At 72.1% G+C, this 16,561-nt stretch carries 11 protein-coding genes; 7 read left to right on the top strand and 4 right to left on the bottom strand.

Going from position 1 to position 16,561, the window contains the following annotated elements; all coding sequences use genetic code 11:
- Positions 1 to 71: 71 nt before the first annotated feature.
- Entirely contained in the window at positions 72 to 3,014 is a 2,943-nt protein-coding gene (locus BEP24_RS13325; RefSeq protein WP_141693466.1) for an Ig-like domain-containing protein, read from the bottom strand.
- Between the two features lie 204 nt (positions 3,015 to 3,218).
- Here BEP24_RS13325 and dnaK point away from each other — a divergent pair, with 204 nt between their 5' ends.
- From dnaK to BEP24_RS13300, 5 genes are all read left to right on the top strand, one after another.
- Positions 3,219 to 5,084 carry a molecular chaperone DnaK gene (dnaK, locus tag BEP24_RS13320; protein ID WP_065964187.1) on the top strand — a complete coding sequence of 622 codons (1,866 nt, stop codon included), beginning with the start codon at positions 3,219 to 3,221 and terminating at the stop codon, positions 5,082 to 5,084.
- Between the two features lie 2 nt (positions 5,085 to 5,086).
- Entirely contained in the window at positions 5,087 to 5,761 is a 675-nt protein-coding gene (locus BEP24_RS18075) for a nucleotide exchange factor GrpE (RefSeq protein WP_065964185.1), read from the top strand.
- Positions 5,762 to 5,784: 23 nt separating this feature from the next.
- On the top strand, positions 5,785 to 6,786 hold the full coding sequence (locus tag BEP24_RS13310; protein ID WP_065964182.1) for a DnaJ C-terminal domain-containing protein: 1,002 nt from the start codon (positions 5,785 to 5,787) through the stop codon (positions 6,784 to 6,786).
- A gap of 143 nt (positions 6,787 to 6,929) precedes the next feature.
- Positions 6,930 to 7,343 carry a MerR family transcriptional regulator gene (locus BEP24_RS13305; RefSeq protein WP_065964189.1) on the top strand — a complete coding sequence of 138 codons (414 nt, stop codon included), beginning with the start codon at positions 6,930 to 6,932 and terminating at the stop codon, positions 7,341 to 7,343.
- Between the two features lie 139 nt (positions 7,344 to 7,482).
- Positions 7,483 to 9,579 (top strand): hypothetical protein, encoded by a 2,097-nt coding sequence (locus BEP24_RS13300; protein ID WP_065964181.1) that lies wholly within the window; start codon positions 7,483 to 7,485, stop codon positions 9,577 to 9,579.
- 169 nt (positions 9,580 to 9,748) lie between these two features.
- On the opposite strand, the gene BEP24_RS13295 is transcribed toward BEP24_RS13300, so the two are convergent.
- The gene (locus tag BEP24_RS13295) at positions 9,749 to 10,438 is read right to left on the bottom strand and encodes a GntR family transcriptional regulator (protein WP_065964179.1); all 690 of its coding nucleotides are present in this window, start codon (positions 10,436 to 10,438) and stop codon (positions 9,749 to 9,751) included.
- 141 nt (positions 10,439 to 10,579) lie between these two features.
- On the opposite strand from BEP24_RS13295, the gene BEP24_RS13290 reads away from it, so the two are divergent.
- Positions 10,580 to 11,722 (top strand): class I SAM-dependent methyltransferase, encoded by a 1,143-nt coding sequence (locus BEP24_RS13290; RefSeq protein ID WP_065964177.1) that lies wholly within the window; start codon positions 10,580 to 10,582, stop codon positions 11,720 to 11,722.
- Positions 11,723 to 11,816: 94 nt separating this feature from the next.
- Here BEP24_RS13290 and BEP24_RS13285 read toward each other — a convergent pair whose 3' ends face one another.
- Positions 11,817 to 12,647 carry an aldo/keto reductase gene (locus BEP24_RS13285; protein WP_065964175.1) on the bottom strand — a complete coding sequence of 277 codons (831 nt, stop codon included), beginning with the start codon at positions 12,645 to 12,647 and terminating at the stop codon, positions 11,817 to 11,819.
- A 145-nt stretch (positions 12,648 to 12,792) separates the two neighbouring features.
- Here BEP24_RS13285 and BEP24_RS13280 point away from each other — a divergent pair, with 145 nt between their 5' ends.
- Positions 12,793 to 15,996, top strand: a complete 3,204-nt coding sequence (locus tag BEP24_RS13280) for a hypothetical protein (protein ID WP_141693465.1) — start codon at positions 12,793 to 12,795, stop codon at positions 15,994 to 15,996.
- A 129-nt stretch (positions 15,997 to 16,125) separates the two neighbouring features.
- On the opposite strand, the gene BEP24_RS13275 is transcribed toward BEP24_RS13280, so the two are convergent.
- Entirely contained in the window at positions 16,126 to 16,524 is a 399-nt protein-coding gene (locus tag BEP24_RS13275; RefSeq protein ID WP_065964171.1) for a pilus assembly protein CpaE, read from the bottom strand.
- Positions 16,525 to 16,561: the final 37 nt, after the last annotated feature.

Here is a 16,561-nt window from a genome sequence, read left to right as displayed (position 1 = left end):
GGGTTCGAGCGGGGAGGGCTCGGGGCCGAGCGGTGCGCGCTCGGCCCCGAGCTGTCGGGTGCTGGTTCGCGCTACTGCGCGGGGGTGAGGGTGATCGGGCTGAGGGCGGTCACCGGTGCGTCGTCACCGTCCTGCATGGTGATCGTGAAGGTGTAGCGGCCGTTGCCGAGGAAGCGCTTCACACTCCAGTCGCCGGTGCTGGACACCTTCGTGGTGACGACCGCCAGGCCGTTGCCCGGGTCGAGGGTGATCGTCGCTCCGGCCGCGCCGGTCCCGGTGAACACCACGGCGTCGCCGGGCGTGAAGGTGGCGCCGTCCGTCGGGGTGGTGAGGGCGAAGGGCTTGTCGGTCTCGGCTTCGGCCGCCGGCTGGTTGAGGCGGAAGTCGGTGACGGAGCCCGTGACGGTGCCGGCGGCGTTGGCCTGGGTGATGTCGAACGCGTACGCCCCGGTCCCGAGGTACCGGTCGAGGGCCCAGGTGCCGTCGATCCCGACCGTGGTCGTCACGTCCTTCGAGGCGAAGTTGGACACGTGGAGAGTGACCGTGTCCCCTGCCCGCCCGTTGCCGGTGAACCGGACGGTCTGGTCCTTGTGGTCGGTCCCGGCCTCGGGGCTGGTGACCGCGAAGGGGAGGGACACCTCGGCCGCCTGGTTGAGGGTGAAGTTGCGGACGATGTCCACGACCTTGCCGTCACGCTCCTGCGTGATGTCGAACGTGTACGGACCGCTGCCGGTGAACTTCGCCGCCTTCCAGTAACCGTCGTTGCCGACCGTGGTCGTGACGTCCGAGGAGGCGAAGTTGGTGACCTTGAGCCGCACGGTGTCACCGGGAGTGCCGGTGCCCTCGAACGTGGTCATCTTGCCCTTGGACTCGTCGCCGCGCTTGGGCGTGGTGACGTCGAACGGACGCGTGACGGGGTCGACGACGTCGGACTCCGGGGTGAGTCGGATCCCGTCGATGCGGCTGGTCTGCCCGGCCGCGTCCTGGATGACGGAGAACGTGTAGGTGCCGGCACCCATGGGGCGGTCGATCGCCCAGGTGCCGTCGGCACCGACCGTGGTGGTGAACTTCGCGAGGGCGTTGTTCGGGTCGAGGGTGATCTTCGCGCCGACGGTGCCGGTACCGGTGAACCGCACGGGCTTGTTCGGGGTGAAGGTGGAGTCCGGCGCGGGGCTGGTCACGGTCACGGGGGTCGTGCTCGCGTTCGCGGTGACCTCGACGGTGTCGGTGGTCTGGAGGGCGCCCTTGGACTGCTGGGTCGCGGTCAGGGTCGTCGCCGTGGCGGACACGGGAACGGACACGGTCGCCGACCAGGTGCCGTCCTCGACCGTCGTCGTGACGGGGGCGTTGCCGCCGGTTACGGTGACCTTCGCGCCGTCCACGCCGGTGCCGGTGACCTCGAGGTCGCCCGGTGCGACGCTGCCCGCGGCGGGCCCGGTGATCTCGACCGCGTCGCCGTAGTCGGCGTCGGTGGTGGTGGTGGTCTGCGTGCCGTCGATGCCGGTCTGCTCGACCGTCAGGGTGTGCTTGCCGGCGCCGAGCGGGTCGATCGGCAGGGACCACTCGCCGTTGCTGCCCACCTTCGCGGTGCCGAGCGTCGTGGTGCCGTTCTTGACCGTGATCGTGGCGCCGTCGACACCGGTGCCGGACACGGTCGCCTTCTCGGTCACGTCGGCGTCGAACGACACCGCCGCGGTCGGGTCCGCGACCGTGGACTTGCCGGGGTTGACCGTGAGCTCCGCAGTCGTGCGGTTGTAGCCCTTGCTGATGGCCTCGACCACCAGGTGGTACTCACGGTCCTCGAGGTCCCGGACCACCGCGCGGTAGGTGCTGCCGGTGCCGGCGACGGTCTCGGCGAGCACCTGGTCGGCGTGGCCCTTCTCGTAGACCTTCACCATCGAGCCGGACTGCGCGGCGCCGCGGACGGTGAGGAGGTCGCCCGGGTCGAGCTCAGCCCCGTCAGCAGGGGAGGTGATCGAGACACCGGAGCCGTAGTCGAGGGACACGCTCTGCGGCGTGGCGTCCTCGCCGCGGATCGTCTGCGTGACGGTGAGGTCGTAGGTGCCGGGCATGTTCGGCGCGTTCACGGGGACCGAGTAGGTGCCGTCGTCGGCCGACGTGGTCATCGCGATGCGCTTCTCGCCGTGGTAGACGTTGATCGCCGTGTCCGGGGTCGCCGTGCCGCTGATCGTCGCGACCTCGTCGACCGCGGAGCCGAACGCGCCGGTCGCGACCAGCGGGGTCACCGGGAGGTCGACGGTGACGTCGCTCTCTGCGATCACGTCGCCGCCGTCGTAGGCCGCGAGGTGGACCGTCGTCGCGCCGAGCGCGAGGTTGCGCAGCGCGGCGGGACCCCACTTGCCGTCGGTCACGTCCTGGTCGTCGACGACCTGCTTGCCGTCTTTGTTCGTGTAGGAGACCTCGACCGAGGTGGCACCGAGCGGGGCGATACCGTCGGTCAGCTGCGCCGTGCCGGCCTCGACGTCAATGTCGCTCACTGCGGCGGCGACGTTGAGGAGCTTCATCGCCTTGTCCTCGGCATCGTCTGCGAAGTTGATGTAGGCCTCGTCAGTCGTGCCGGGCTTGAAGAGCCATGCTCCAGGGGAAGATCTGCCGTGGACGATGGCGCCGCTGACCCTCACCGTCCACGTAGATTGCGAGTAACACGAGCTGTTGTGGAACTTCGCATAGGGGACTCCCCCCACCGATCCACCCTCATGGATGTTCAAGCAATTACCATCCCCGGCGATGATCCAGCCCTGGGTGCCCGGCTTCGGGATCGTGTAAGTCCCGGCCTTCGAAAGCGCCTCCGAGGAGTCGCGCGTCTCGTGAGCGTGACCGTCGGAGTCGATGTAGCCGAAGCCGCCGCCAGGGATCCCCAGGATGAGCTTCTGCTCGATCGAGGTCCCGTCGTCGGCGGGCGCGGCCGTGGCCACTGGCCCGAAGCTCAGCCCGGTGGCGATGGTGGCTGCCGCGACGCCGGTCGCGGCCGCGGCTTTGAGGAATGACTTCATGAGAGGAGGGAATCCTTCAGGTCGGGCCGCGGAGACCGCGGCGGATGCTGTACGTCAAATATAACATACGCAATGTCTGCCCAGCGCTCTGCCTTCGTCCCGTGACTTGACACGATGCGACTCAGGTCTAGACTTGAGCGCAGCGGACGCAACTCCGCGTAGGCTTCAGCAAGACCACGCACCCGATCGAAGGAGCACCAACACATGGGACGTGCAGTAGGCATCGACCTCGGAACCACCAACTCCGTCGTCTCCGTACTCGAAGGTGGCGAGCCCACCGTCATCGCCAACGCCGAGGGGCTCCGCACGACGCCCTCGATCGTGGCGTTCACGAAGGACGGCGAGGTGCTCGTCGGTGAGACCGCGAAGCGCCAGGCCGTGACGAACGTCGACCGCACCATCGCGAGCGTGAAGCGCCACATCGGTACCGACTGGAAGGTCGACATCGACGGCAAGAGCTACACGCCGCAGGAGATCTCGGCCCGCACCCTGGGCAAGCTCAAGCGCGACGCCGAGCAGTACCTCGGTGAGGACGTCACCGACGCGGTCATCACCGTCCCGGCGTACTTCAACGACGCCGAGCGCCAGGCCACGAAGGACGCCGGTGAGATCGCCGGCCTCAACGTCCTCCGCATCATCAACGAGCCCACCGCCGCCGCGCTGGCGTACGGCCTCGACAAGGGCAAGGAGGACGAGCTCATCCTGGTCTTCGACCTCGGTGGCGGCACGTTCGACGTCTCCCTGCTCGAGGTGGGCAAGGACGACGACTTCTCCACGATCCAGGTCCGCGCGACCTCGGGTGACAACCGCCTCGGCGGCGACGACTGGGACCAGCGCATCGTCGACCACCTCGTCAAGAAGTTCAAGGACGAGCACGGCGTCGACCTGTCCACGGACAAGATCGCGAAGCAGCGCCTCAAGGAAGCCGCCGAGCAGGCGAAGAAGGAGCTGTCGTCGCAGATGTCGGCGAACATCCAGCTCCCGTACCTGACGCTCACCGCCGACGGCCCGCTGAACCTCGACGAGACCATCTCCCGCGCGCAGTTCGAGCAGATGACCTCCGACCTGCTCGACCGCACGAAGAAGCCCTTCAACGACGTCATCAAGGAGGCGGGTGTCTCGGTCAACGACATCGCGCACGTGGTGCTCGTCGGTGGTTCGACCCGCATGCCCGCCGTGGCCGAGGTCGTCAAGTCGCTGACCGGCGGCAAGTCCCCGAACCAGGGCGTCAACCCGGACGAGGTCGTCGCCGTGGGCGCCGCGCTCCAGGCCGGTGTCCTCAAGGGCGAGCGCAAGGACGTCCTGCTCATCGACGTCACGCCGCTGTCGCTCGGCATCGAGACCAAGGGCGGCCTGATGACGAAGCTCATCGACCGCAACACCGCGATCCCGACCAAGCGGAGCGAGACCTTCACGACCGCCGACGACAACCAGCCGTCGGTCGCGATCCAGGTCTTCCAGGGCGAGCGCGAGTTCACCCGCGACAACAAGCCGCTCGGCACGTTCGAGCTCACCGGCATCGCTCCGGCTCCCCGCGGTGTTCCGCAGGTCGAGGTCACGTTCGACATCGACGCCAACGGCATCGTGCACGTGTCCGCGAAGGACAAGGGCACCGGCAAGGAGCAGTCGATGGTCATCTCCGGCGGCTCGTCGCTGCCGAAGGAGGACATCGAGCGTATGGTCCGCGAGGCCGAGGAGCACGCGGCCGAGGACAAGGCCCGCCGCGAGGCGAACGAGCGTCGCAACCAGGCCGAGCAGCTCGTCTACTCGATCGAGAAGCTCATCAAGGAGAACGACGACAAGCTCCCCGCTGACGTCAAGTCCGAGGTCCAGGGCGACGTCGACGCGCTGAAGTCCGCCCTCGCGGGTGAGGACGACGACGCGGTCAAGGCCGCCTACGACAAGCTCAACGAGTCGCAGGGCAAGCTCGGCCAGGCGATCTACAGCCAGCAGGACGCGGGTGCCGCGGCCGGTGGCGAGCAGCCCGCCGGCGACCAGGCGCAGCAGGACGACGAGGACATCGTCGACGCCGAGGTCGTGGACGACGAGGACGACAAGGACAAGAAGTAACGATGACGGACCGCAAGGACAACGTGCCGAACGAGGACGAACCCCAGGTCGAGGGCGACGCCACCAACGCACAGGAGCCCGAGGACCTCATCGAGGCGGAGGGACCGGACGTGGAACTCCCCACGGACGGCCCCGCAGCCGGCGGCTCGGGTTCCGACCAGGCGAGCGCCGACGTGACGGACGACCTGTCGCCCGAGGACAAGGCCCTGCTCGACGACGCCGCGCGCGGCATCGCCGAGGACAAGCTGTCCCAGGACGACCGTGACCTCGTCGCCGACATGCGGGCGGACATGCTCCGCGCACAGGCCGAGCTGGTGAACTTCCGGAAGCGCGTCGAGCGTGACCGCGAGGCCAACCGCGACGCCGTCATCGCCGAGGTCGTCCGGGCGCTGCTGCCGGCGCTCGACGACCTGACCCGCGCGGAGGCCCACGGCGACCTCGCGGACGGTCCGATGCAGGTCATCGGTCAGAAGATCCGCGGCGGCTTCGAGAAGTTCAAGCTCGTGCAGATCGGCGAGAAGGGTGAGACCTTCGACCCGAACGTGCACGAGGCGATCGTCCAGCTGCCCACGCCGGGTGCCACCGACCAGACCGTCGCGGACGTCGTGGAGCCGGGCTACAAGCTCGGCGACCGCGTCCTCCGTGCGGCCAAGGTCGCCGTGGCGGTCCCGGCCTGAGCCCCGGGAGGAGGTAGGGATTCATGGCCAGTCAGGACTGGTTCGACAAGGACTTCTACAAGGTCCTCGGCGTCGACAAGACGGCGAGCGACGCTGAGCTGAAGAAGACCTACCGGAAGCTCGCGCGGCAGTACCACCCGGACTCCAACCCGGGTGACGCCGCCGCCGAGTCCCGCTTCAAGGAGATCAGCGAGGCGTACTCGGTGCTCTCCGACAAGGAGCAGCGCGCCGAGTACGACCAGGTCCGCGCCATGGGCTCGGGCGCCCGCTTCACCGCGGGTGGCCCGGGCCAGGGCGGCGGGTTCGAGGACGTCTTCGGCGGCATGTTCGGCCAGCAGGGCGGGCAGCGCGTCCGCTTCGGCCAGCAGGGCGGACGCGGCGGTGCCGGCGGGTTCGAGGACATCCTCGGCGGCATGTTCGGCGGGGGCGGCTTCGGCCAGAACTCCGGCGGCTACCGCGGCTTCGGCGGCCCGACCAAGGGCCGCGACGTCACGGCGTCCACGACGCTCGACTTCGCCACCGCGATCGCCGGCGACACCGTCAAGCTGTCGCAGGGCAACGGACGGCCGGTCAACGTCCGGATCCCCGCGGGCGTCGCGGACGGTCAGAAGATCCGACTGCGCGGGCGCGGGGAACCGTCGCCCGACGGCGGTGAGGCCGGCGACCTCGTGGTCGCGGTGAGCGTCCGGAAGCACCCGGTCTTCGAGCGCGACGGGCTCAACCTCCGTGTGGACGTCCCGGTGACGTTCGTCGAGGCGGCGCTCGGCGCGACGATCCAGGTCCCGACGCTCGGCGGCGAGCCCGTCAAGCTGAAGGTCGCGCCCGGCACCCCGTCGGGCCGGGTCCTGCGCGTCAAGGGGCGCGGCGTCACGACCAAGAACGGCACGGGCGACCTGCTCGCGACCGTGCAGGTCGCGGTGCCGTCGCACCTGTCCGACAAGCAGCGGGAGGCCGTCGAGGCCCTCGCCGCGACCCTGCCGGACGAGGACCCCCGCGAGGACCTCCTCGCGAAGGCGCGCGGCTAGCACGAACGGTGCGCGCCACGGGCGCGCACGACACAGCACGACCCGGCCAGGAGGCGCGGCGCGGCTCCGTCAGGAACCCGCACCGCGCCTCCAGGCTGGGAACCGGACCACGCGGACGACGGAAGGGGCGATCGATGACCGACATGGACGAGAACTCGCCCGTCTTCGCGATCGCGACGGCGGCCGAGCTCGCCGAGATGCACCCGCAGACGCTGCGGCAGTACGACCGGCTCGGCCTCGTCGTGCCCGGCAGGACCCGCGGTGGGTCGCGGCGGTACTCCATGCGCGACATCGCCCAGCTGCGGGAGATCGCCCGGCTCGGGTCCGAGGGGGTGTCGCTCGAGGGCATCCGACGGGTGCTCGACCTCGAGAACGAGAACCGCGCCCTCCGCGAGCGCGTGCGGGAACTCGAGACCGCCCTCGCCGACCAGCTCATCAACCGGCCCGGCGCCCGCGTGTTCGCGGCGACGACGACCGGCGCGGCGATCTCGCTCAAGGCCGGGTCCCGTCCGCAGCGGAACACGCAGATCGTCCTCTGGCGACCGCCGCGCCCCTGACCGGCGCTCGGCCGGGCTGCGCGAGAGGGGCGATCGCGCACCTCCTGGTACAGTGATGTACCACTCGACCAGATGGTCGGCCTGATCCCTACCGTTGACGCGACTCGTCCGAGTCGAACGACGATCGACGGAGGATCCCATGCGTTCCCGACCCCCTGTCCTCGCCGCGCTCGCCGCGGTGCTCACGACCCTCGGCCTCGTGCTCGGCCCGGTCCCGCTCGCCGCGGCGGCCGGACCGGACGCCGCGCCTCCGACGGCGACGGCAGCCGACGGCGGCGCTGCGGCCGATCGCGCCGCTGGCGACGCTGCCGCCGTCGCTCCGGCCGCTGGCGACGCTGCCGCCGTCGCTCCGGCCGCGACCGATGCCACCGCTGCGAGCGACCCCGAGGCTCCCGCCGACCCCGACCAGGGTGCCGACGACCGCGCCGTCCGGCCCGAGCCCCGAGTGGTCGCGAACACCCCGACCGGTGTCAGCCTCACGCCGATCGACTCCCGCACCTACCGCGTGACCGGGAAGCCGCGGTGCGGCCTGCTCGAGACCACCTGCCAGATCCACGTCGGCGACGTCGGCGGGGACTACCACTGGGACGGCGGTACCTCGGAGGCGACCTTCGCGGCCTGGCCGATGGGCCAGACGCGCACCCCGACGTTCTGGACGTACGCCTGCATCGGTGCGCTCTGCAAGAACTCCGCGAAGGTCTCCGGGACGCCGGTGACCCGGCCGTACCAGCAGATCGGGCTGTCGGTGCACCTCGACGCGCAGGACGACGCCGGCCGCACCGCCCGGGTGTCCGGCGAGGCGACCGCGAACGCCGTCATCAAGCGGAACGGCGTGCAGGTCGCCGCCGCGCCGCCGGTCGGGACGGTCGGCAAGTGGTCCGCGACCGTGACCGGGCTGTCGGTCGGCGCGAACGTCCTGACCTTCGAGCAGTACGTCGACGGCGTCCGGCGCGACACCGCCTCGGTGACCGTGACCATCGCGGAGCCCGTGCAGCCGGGCCAGATCACGGGCGACACCGGCAGCGCGGTCCTCGAGCGGGGCGGCACCACCACCGCGTACGTCACCTTCACGGCGAAGCGGGCGTTCACGACACCGACCGGGACCCTCGACGTGACGGCGCCGTCCGGGACGACCTTCGCGACCGGGCAGACCGCGCAGCGCGGCGAGTACCTGGACGGGTCGACGTGGCGCTCGTTCGGCGGGGACAGCCTGGTGGACGGTAGCCGGTCGGGCGACGGCACGAAGTACTCCTTCACGCTCGGCAAGCGGAACTGGAACGTGGCGAAGGACCAGAGGTTCCGCTTCGGGCTCCGGATCGAGACACCGTCGGACGTTCAGCAGTCGCAGGGTGCGCTGACCGGGCACCTGCGCGGGTCGATCACCGGCGGGACCTTCGACACGACCGCGACCACCACGACCACCGTCCCGGAGCCAGGTCGGCCGTTGACGGCCACGCCGCGGGACGTCGACCCGGCACGGCGGACGGCGACCCTCGTCGGCACCGCGCCGACCGGAGCGGGCGTGGTCGTCGTGTCCTGGCGCCGCGACGGCGTGGAGGCAGCGAAGGCCGTCAAGGTCGAGGACGGTGCGTGGTCGCTCGAGCTCGACGGTCTGGCGTACGGCACGAACCCCGTCCACGTCGAGGCGTACGGGGCCACGGCCCTGCTCGCCGCGATCGACGTGGACGTCGAGGTCGGCCGACCCGCCTTCGACGGCGCGGCGACCTTCGACGCGGACGTGACGAAGCCCGTCACCGTCGGAGGGCACGGGACGCCCGGCGCGACCGTCGTGCTGCGGGAGGGCGCCGTCGCCGTCGCGACCGTCCGTGTCGCCGACCCCGAGGGAACGTGGAGCACGACGCTCACCGCGCCGGACCGAGGCGGTGCGCGGACGCTCGAGGCGACGCAGACGGTGACGGGGCAGGACCCGCAGACCGTCACGATCGTGGTCGACTACGGGGCCGCGGTCCGCATCACCTCGCCCGGGGACGGGTTCGTGATCCCGCCGGCGTTCCCGGACGTGCGGATCGCCGGCGTGGCCGCGCCGCACGCACGGGTCCGGCTGTCCGAGCAGGGGGTGCCGGGCAGCGACCTCGGCACCGTCGAAGCGGACGACGCCGGCCGGTGGTCCGTCCGGACCTCGGGGCTGCCGTTCCGCGACCAGGTGCTGCTCGCGACCGCCCAGTCCCGTGGTGCCAACACCACGACCGCGACGATCCGGCTCACCGCGGGCTGAGTCCTCGCCGACGCTCCCTGTCCGCGGCGCCGCACCGGTGCCGCGGGCAGGGAGCCGCAGGCCGGTGGTCAGGGCAGGGGTGACGCGCCCCCGGCCGTGCAGCGCGGCGGCCGGGGGACGACGTCCTCCGCCCGGGCGCACGGCGGCGTGTGGCCCGTGCCCGGCGGTGTCACCTCGACCGCTCCCGCTCCCGGCCCGGATCTCGGTCTCGGTCCCGGTCCGGGTCCGGCAGGAGGTGGATCGTCGCCACCGCACGCTCGGCCAGCCGGCCGTCACGGCAGTCGATCGCGACCCGCAGTGCGACGATCCCGTTGCGCACGTGCTCCCACGGCAGTGCCGAGCGGAGCTCCTCGTGGCGGAGCCGGAACGTCAGCCCGTCCGCGGCACTGCGCAGCGTCGACGCCAGCAGCGGGTTCCGGCACTCGGCGATGAGGTCGCGGTAGAGGCGTGAGGCGGTGTCGGGCGGGCTGCACCCGCGCGCCGTGCCCATCTGGTCGAGCAACTCACCGAGGGCGCGGAACAGCCGCGTGCGACTCCGGTCGCTCAGCACCGGGACGGTCGTCCGCGCGACGCCGCCGAACAGCAGTCCGAGGGCCTGCATCGAGGGGACGATCTCCTCGCGCCGGGGGACGGTGACGCGCGTGTACCGGTTCGGGCGGAACTCGACGAGCCCGGCGTGCGCGAGGTCGGACAGCGCCTCGCGGACCGGGGTGCGCGAGCACCGCAGACGGACGGCGAGCTCGACGTCGTCGAGTCGGGCACCGGGCGGCAGGGAACCGTCGAGGATCTCGCCGCGCAGGCGTTCCCGGGCCTGGTCGCGCAGCCGGGGGCGTCCCTCGGCATCCACCGTCGCGAACATGCGGCCCCTTCCCCTCGTCGGTGCCGACCCCGCTCCCGGGGGCGCACCGGTCCGAGCGTACGACCGCGGAACGCTCCGACGACGTGTGATATACCGACGTCGTCCCCCGTGTCGGACGGTACCCGTCGGTAGGGTGGCGCCGTGCCACCCGACTTCGCCGACCTGTTCCGCCGCCGCCCCGACGACGCGGCGGACCTCATCGCGATCGACGGCACCGACCGCTTCATCCTCGACGAGGCACCCCACGTGCACGGCGACGCACTCCGGCAGCCGGGTGAGGTCGCCGTCGTCGACGACCGCTACGGCGTCCTGACCCTCGGCGCGATCACCGTGCACGGGGCGTCCGACGTCCGGGTGGTGCAGGACTCCCTCGTGGGGGTGCGCGCCCTCGAGGCGAACGCGGGCACGTTCGGTCGGCGGGGCTTCCACCACCCGGAGTCGTTCGAGCAGGCCTTCCGCGACGTCCGTCTGGTGCTGCTGCGCCTGTCGAAGTCGAACGACCGGCTCGACGAGGTCGCCCGGGCCGTCGCACGGTGGGCGGCCCCCGACGCCGTGCTGCTCTGCGGTGGCGTCTCGAAGCACATGAACCTGTCGCAGAACGACGTGCTGCGCCGCTACTTCGGCGAGGTGACGGCCTCCCGCGGACGCGGCAAGTCCCGGCTGCTCATCGCGCAGGACCCGCTCCGGGCGGCCGCGACCCGCGCCGACACCACCCAGCCCTGGCCGCGTTCGGTGCACGTCGACGAGCTCGGCATGACCATCGTCGCGCACGGTGGGGTCTTCGCCGGCGCCTCGCTCGACCAGGGCACCCGTGTCCTGCTCGGTGTCGCCGACCAGGCGGTGCCGACGGCGCGCGTCGCGGTCGACCTCGGCTGCGGCAACGGGGTGATCGCGACCGTGCTCGCGCGTCGGCGTCCGCGCCTCCAGGTCGTCGCGACGGACGTGTCCCGGGCGGCGGTGCTGTCGACGCGCGCGACGGCCGAGGCGAACGGCGTCGCCGACCGGGTGCGCGTGACGCGGTCGGACGCGGGCGACGAGCTCGACGCGGGGTCCGCGCAGCTCGTGCTCTGCAACCCGCCCTTCCACGAGGACACGACCGTGAGCACCGACGCGGCCGAGGCGATGTTCCGGAACGCGGCCACGATCCTCCAGGCCGGCGGTGAACTGTGGTGCGTCTGGAACTCGCACCTGCGCTACCGACCGGCGCTCGAACGCGCCGTCGGGCCGACGCGGCAGGTGGTGCGGACCGACAAGTTCACGGTCACCGCGTCCCGCCGGGCGTGAGCCCGGCAGGACCGGACGACGGACGGGAGGCCCGTGGCTGCGCAGCCACGGGCCTCCCGTCGTCTCCCTGGTCGCGTCACGCGACCGGCGGCCGTCAGGCCGGGACGTAGTCGAACGTGTCCGGGTCGGGCCCGGTGCGGTGTCCCTTGTCGAGCGACGTGATCGCGGTCATGTCGTCGTCGGAGAGCTCGAAGTCGAAGATCGCGAAGTTCTCCTCGACGCGCGAGCGGGTGACCGACTTCGGGAACACGATGTCGCCGCGCTGGATGTGCCAGCGGAGGACGACCTGCGCCGGGGTCTTGCCGGTGTTGCCGGCGATGCGCGTGATGGTCTCGTCGTCGAGCACGAGGCCCTGCGCGATCGGCGACCAGGCCTCGGTCGCGATGCCGTGCTCGCGGCCGTAGGCGCGGAGCTCGTCCTGGACGAGGTACGGGTGCACCTCGATCTGGTTCACGGCCGGCGTGATCGTGGTCTCCGACGCGAGGCGGTTGAGGTGGTGGGTCTGGAAGTTCGAGACGCCGATCGAGCGGGCGGTGCCGCCGCGGTACAGCTCCTCCATCGCCTTCCAGGTGGGCACGAAGTCCGACACGGTCGGCAGCGGCCAGTGGATGAGGAAGAGGTCGGTGTACCCGCCGAGCAGGTCGGCCGACTTCTTGCCGTTCTCGAGCGCCGCCTCGGGGTCGTGGAACCCGTTGTTGAGCTTGGACGTGACGAAGATCTCCGAGCGGTCGATGCCGGACTCGGCGATGGCCTCGCCGACCTCCTTCTCGTTGCCGTACATCTCGGCGGTGTCGATGTGGCGGTAGCCGACCTCGAGGGCGGTGAGGGTGGCTTCCTTCGTGTTCTCCGGCTCGATCTGGAACACCCCGAAGCCGAGCTGGGGGATGGTCTTGCCGTCGTTGAGCGTGATGTTCGGAACGGTCATGACGCCATGCAACCAAACGGTGCGCAGCGGGCTTCCCGGGAACGTCCAGCCGGGCGCGTCCCCCTGCGCGGACCGGACCGGATGCCGCGAGCATCTCGGTTGCGAACGGGCGGACACCACGCCCCTCCGGCGGTATGAGGAGTGTATGTACTTCACATACAGAACGACACGTGAGCGTCGACTTCGGCTCGCCGTCCTCGCGACCGTGATGATCGCGTCGGCGACGGCGGGGAGTTGGTGGGTGCCGGACAGTCCTGTGGCCGCGGCCCCCCGTGGGGGCGACACGAGCGCCGAACCGGGAGCGACCGGGCTCCCCGCGTTCGTGGGAGCAGCCCCGGAGGCGACCGCGGCCAACGCCCCGCCCGTGGTGCGCGCGTCGGAGGACTTCGAGCACGGCACGGGGACCGCGCCGCGGATGCTCGACCAGTACGTCGGGTCCGCGGGACAGCGGTACCGGGCTGACCCGTCGTGGATCGACCCGGCACAGTGCAACGGCGTCGTCACGAGCCGGATCAGTTCCGACGTCGTCGGGTGCTCCGCGAACGCGCACCTGCGCAACCTGTCGGACGTCCTCGGACAGGTCAACGGCACGGATCCCCGGACGAACCACGCCGTCAGCGCCTGGACCCTCGACCGGTCGATCCCGGCGAGCGCGGTCGAGGTCGAGGCCACCGAGGGGACCGCCCTCGGCGCGGCCGGCCGGTTCGTCTCGTTCGGCGTCGACGCCGCGGCTGCGTCCTGCGACCTGGCGCACCCGCTGCTCGCCTTCAGCCTCGTCGAGGGGACCGTGGAACGCCCGGTCTCGGCAGCGATCGACCCGTGCACGGACCGCCGTGCCCGGTCCTGGACGGCCGGTGGTGACGTCGTCCGCGCGGGTTCGTTCGTGTCCCCGGGTGGCCTGCTCCTCGACGGCACGGAAGTGCGCTGGCGACTCCGGAACCAGCAGACCGCGTCCGAGGGCAACGACGGCGCGATCGACGGGGTCTCGGTGTTCGACTCGACCCCGCGACTGGTGAACAGCTTCGCCGGGACCCCGGTCGTGGGCGGGACCGCGCGGATGACGGCGCGCGTCGTGAACACGTCGGAGCTCGGGTCGAAGCCCGGCTGGTCGTTCTCGGAGCGGCTGCCCGAGGACGTCCGCATCGCCGCTGAACCCCGTGTCGAGAGCACGTGCCGGGGCGTCACCGTCACCGCTGGTCCGGGTGACGGCACCCTGACCGTCCGCGGCGACCTCGCCGCGGACGCCGTCGACTGCACGGTGTCGCTCGACGTGACCTCGGACGTCGCCGGGACCGGGATCCTGGACCGCGAGGACGTCGTCACGCACCGAGGTGTCGATCTGCCGGAGCCCGCGCGGGTGACGTTCCTGCCCGAGCAGAACGCCCTGGTGGCCAGCGAACGTCCGGTGCTCACGGGCGCCGACGCCGTCGCGGACCTGGGTGAGGCCCTGTCCTTCGCCACGACGGTGCGGAACGGGGGGAACACACCCGTGCACGACCTCCGCGTCGTCGGCACTGCAGGTCCGACCACGTGCGGGACGACCGACCTCGCCCCCACTGCCTCGACGGTCTGCTCGTCCGCTCCGCGGCCGGTCGTGCAGGCGGACCTCGACGCGGGCGCGATCGACGACGCGGTGACCGCAACGGCGACCTCGCGGGCCGGACAGCGCGTGACGGCGACGGCCTCCGCGAGGGTCGCGACGACGGCCGCTGCCCCCACCGTCTCCGGGATGCTCACGGCGGACCGGCCCGACCACGAACCGACCGCCGGGGACCCGGTCACGCTGCACCTCACGGTGCGCAACGACGGCAACGTGACCCTGCGGGACCTCACGGCGTCGGTCGACGGGCGCGGGGACCTGGTGGTGGCGTGCCCCGGTGTGGCGCTCGCCCCCGGAGCCTCCACCTCGTGCGCGGTCCGGGGCACGTACCCGCTGACCCGGACGGACGTCGACCGGGGTGCCGTCGACTTCGCGGCGCCGATCCACGGTCGTGCCCCGGACGGCACCGACGCGACGGCCCGCGCCGAGACGAGCCTCCCGCTCCCACGGCGGACCGAGCTGTCGGCCACGGCGGCGGCGGAGCTCGCGCCGGAGGGGCACGGCCCGCCGCGTGCCGGCGACCACGTGGCACCTGGGCTCGTCGTGCGGAACACGGGCAACACCACCGTGCGGGACGTCACGGCCGTGGCCGACGACCGGCCTGACCTGGGCGTGCGGTGTCCGGCGGGCGAGCTCCCGGCCGGCGCATCGGTGGACTGCGAGGTGGACCGGTACCCGTTGACCCAGGAGGACGTCGACGCGGGGCGGTCCGACGTCCGGTTCAGCGTCGGCGGGACGGGCGCGGACGACGCCCGGGTCGCGGCCCGCGCCGCTGCCGGGGTGGACGTCGAGCGCCGCCCGGTCCTGGAGGCCCACGTCACCGCGCACCTCGGCCGGACGGACGACGACCTCCCGCGGCCCGGCGCCCACGTCGCGTCCACGGTCACGGTGGCGAACGACGGCAACGTGACGCTCCGCGGCCCCTCCGGCTCGTTCGTCGAGCACCCGGAGCTGCCGATCGACTGTCCGGAGGCGCCGATCGCTCCGGACACGGCGGTCACCTGCACCGTGCCGGACCTGGTCCTCACCCAGGACGACGTCGAGCGCGGGCAGGTGCCGTTCACCCTCCACGCGTCGGCGGTCGCGCCGTCGGCGGTCGAGGTCACGGCGGAGGACGCGGTGCACGTCGGACTCCGCGCGTCCGACGTGCTCGACCTGCAGACCCGGGTCGTGCGGCGTGGCGCGGGCGGGGACACCGTGCCCGTGACCGCTCCGGTCCGTCCCGGCGACCGCGTGGCCGTCCTCGCCGAGGTGCGGCACACGGGCAACCTCGTGCTGCACGACCTGCGGCGCGCGGCGGGCGGTGACCTGACCTGCGCGGCGACGGTGCTCGAGCCCGGTGCCGTCACCGAGTGCACGGGCCCGTTCCACACCGTGACCGAGGCGGACCTCCGCGCCGGGGAGGTCGTGTTCACCTCACAGGTGGAGGGCGACGTCGCCCGCGCGGGCGACGGGACGGAGCCGGGTGCGCGATCCGTGGTGGTCAGCTCAGCCACCGTCCGTGATCGTGTGCCGGTCGTGGCGGTACCCGGCGCACTGGCCTTCACCGGGTCGGAGGTGCTCGGGTACGGGCTGCCCGCAGCGGTGGTCCTGCTGCTGCTCGGTGTGGCCGTGGCCGTGGCCCGGCTGCGCTCCGCTCGCGGGTCCGCAGGGCGTCCAGGCCTGCGCCGGACCGTCGTGACCGGCCGTCACGTGCGCGCCGCCCGGGGGGTGACCGCGGGCCGCCGGGATCGGCCGACGGGCCGGTGAGTTCGTGACCGGCCACCGGGGGCGACCGGGCGACCACGTCCGGCCTCCCCGGTGGGCGGTCTGCGCCGACCGCCGGTGCCGACCGGGCGATCACGGTCGGCGTCCCCGGCGGGCGGTCTGCGACGTCCGTCAGGCGAGCGACGCCTCGATGTAGGCGAGCAGGGCGGCCCCGTACGCCTCGGCGGCGTCCGGGTCCGTGAACTCCCGGTGTTCCCCGTCGATCGTCGCCGTGACCGTGCACCCCGCGGTGAGCGACACGAACGCCGGCCCGAGGAGCGTGCGGAGCTGGTCCTCGCGCGGCAGCCAGAGCGACTCGTCCGCGGTGACGGAGTCGAGCGCCCACTCGGTCGTGCCGTTGAAGCCGAGCACGGTGCCCGTCGGGTGGTCGTGCCGCTCGACGGTCATCTCGGAGACGGTGTACACGTCGTCGTCGACCCCGGCCTTGTCGATCACGAAGCGGTCGCCGGTGTCCGGGTGCCAGCGGAGTCCGGCGTCGCGGAGGGCGCGGGCGAGTTCGACGGTGATCACGGACCCAGCCTGCCACCGCGGGCGGGGCGCGGRCGGG

It is taken from the genome of Curtobacterium sp. UCD-KPL2560 (assembly GCF_001705035.1).
Lineage (GTDB): Bacteria > Actinomycetota > Actinomycetes > Actinomycetales > Microbacteriaceae > Curtobacterium.
Note: the sequence above shows the minus strand (reverse complement) of the source record. Positions and strands in the feature narration are given on the sequence as shown.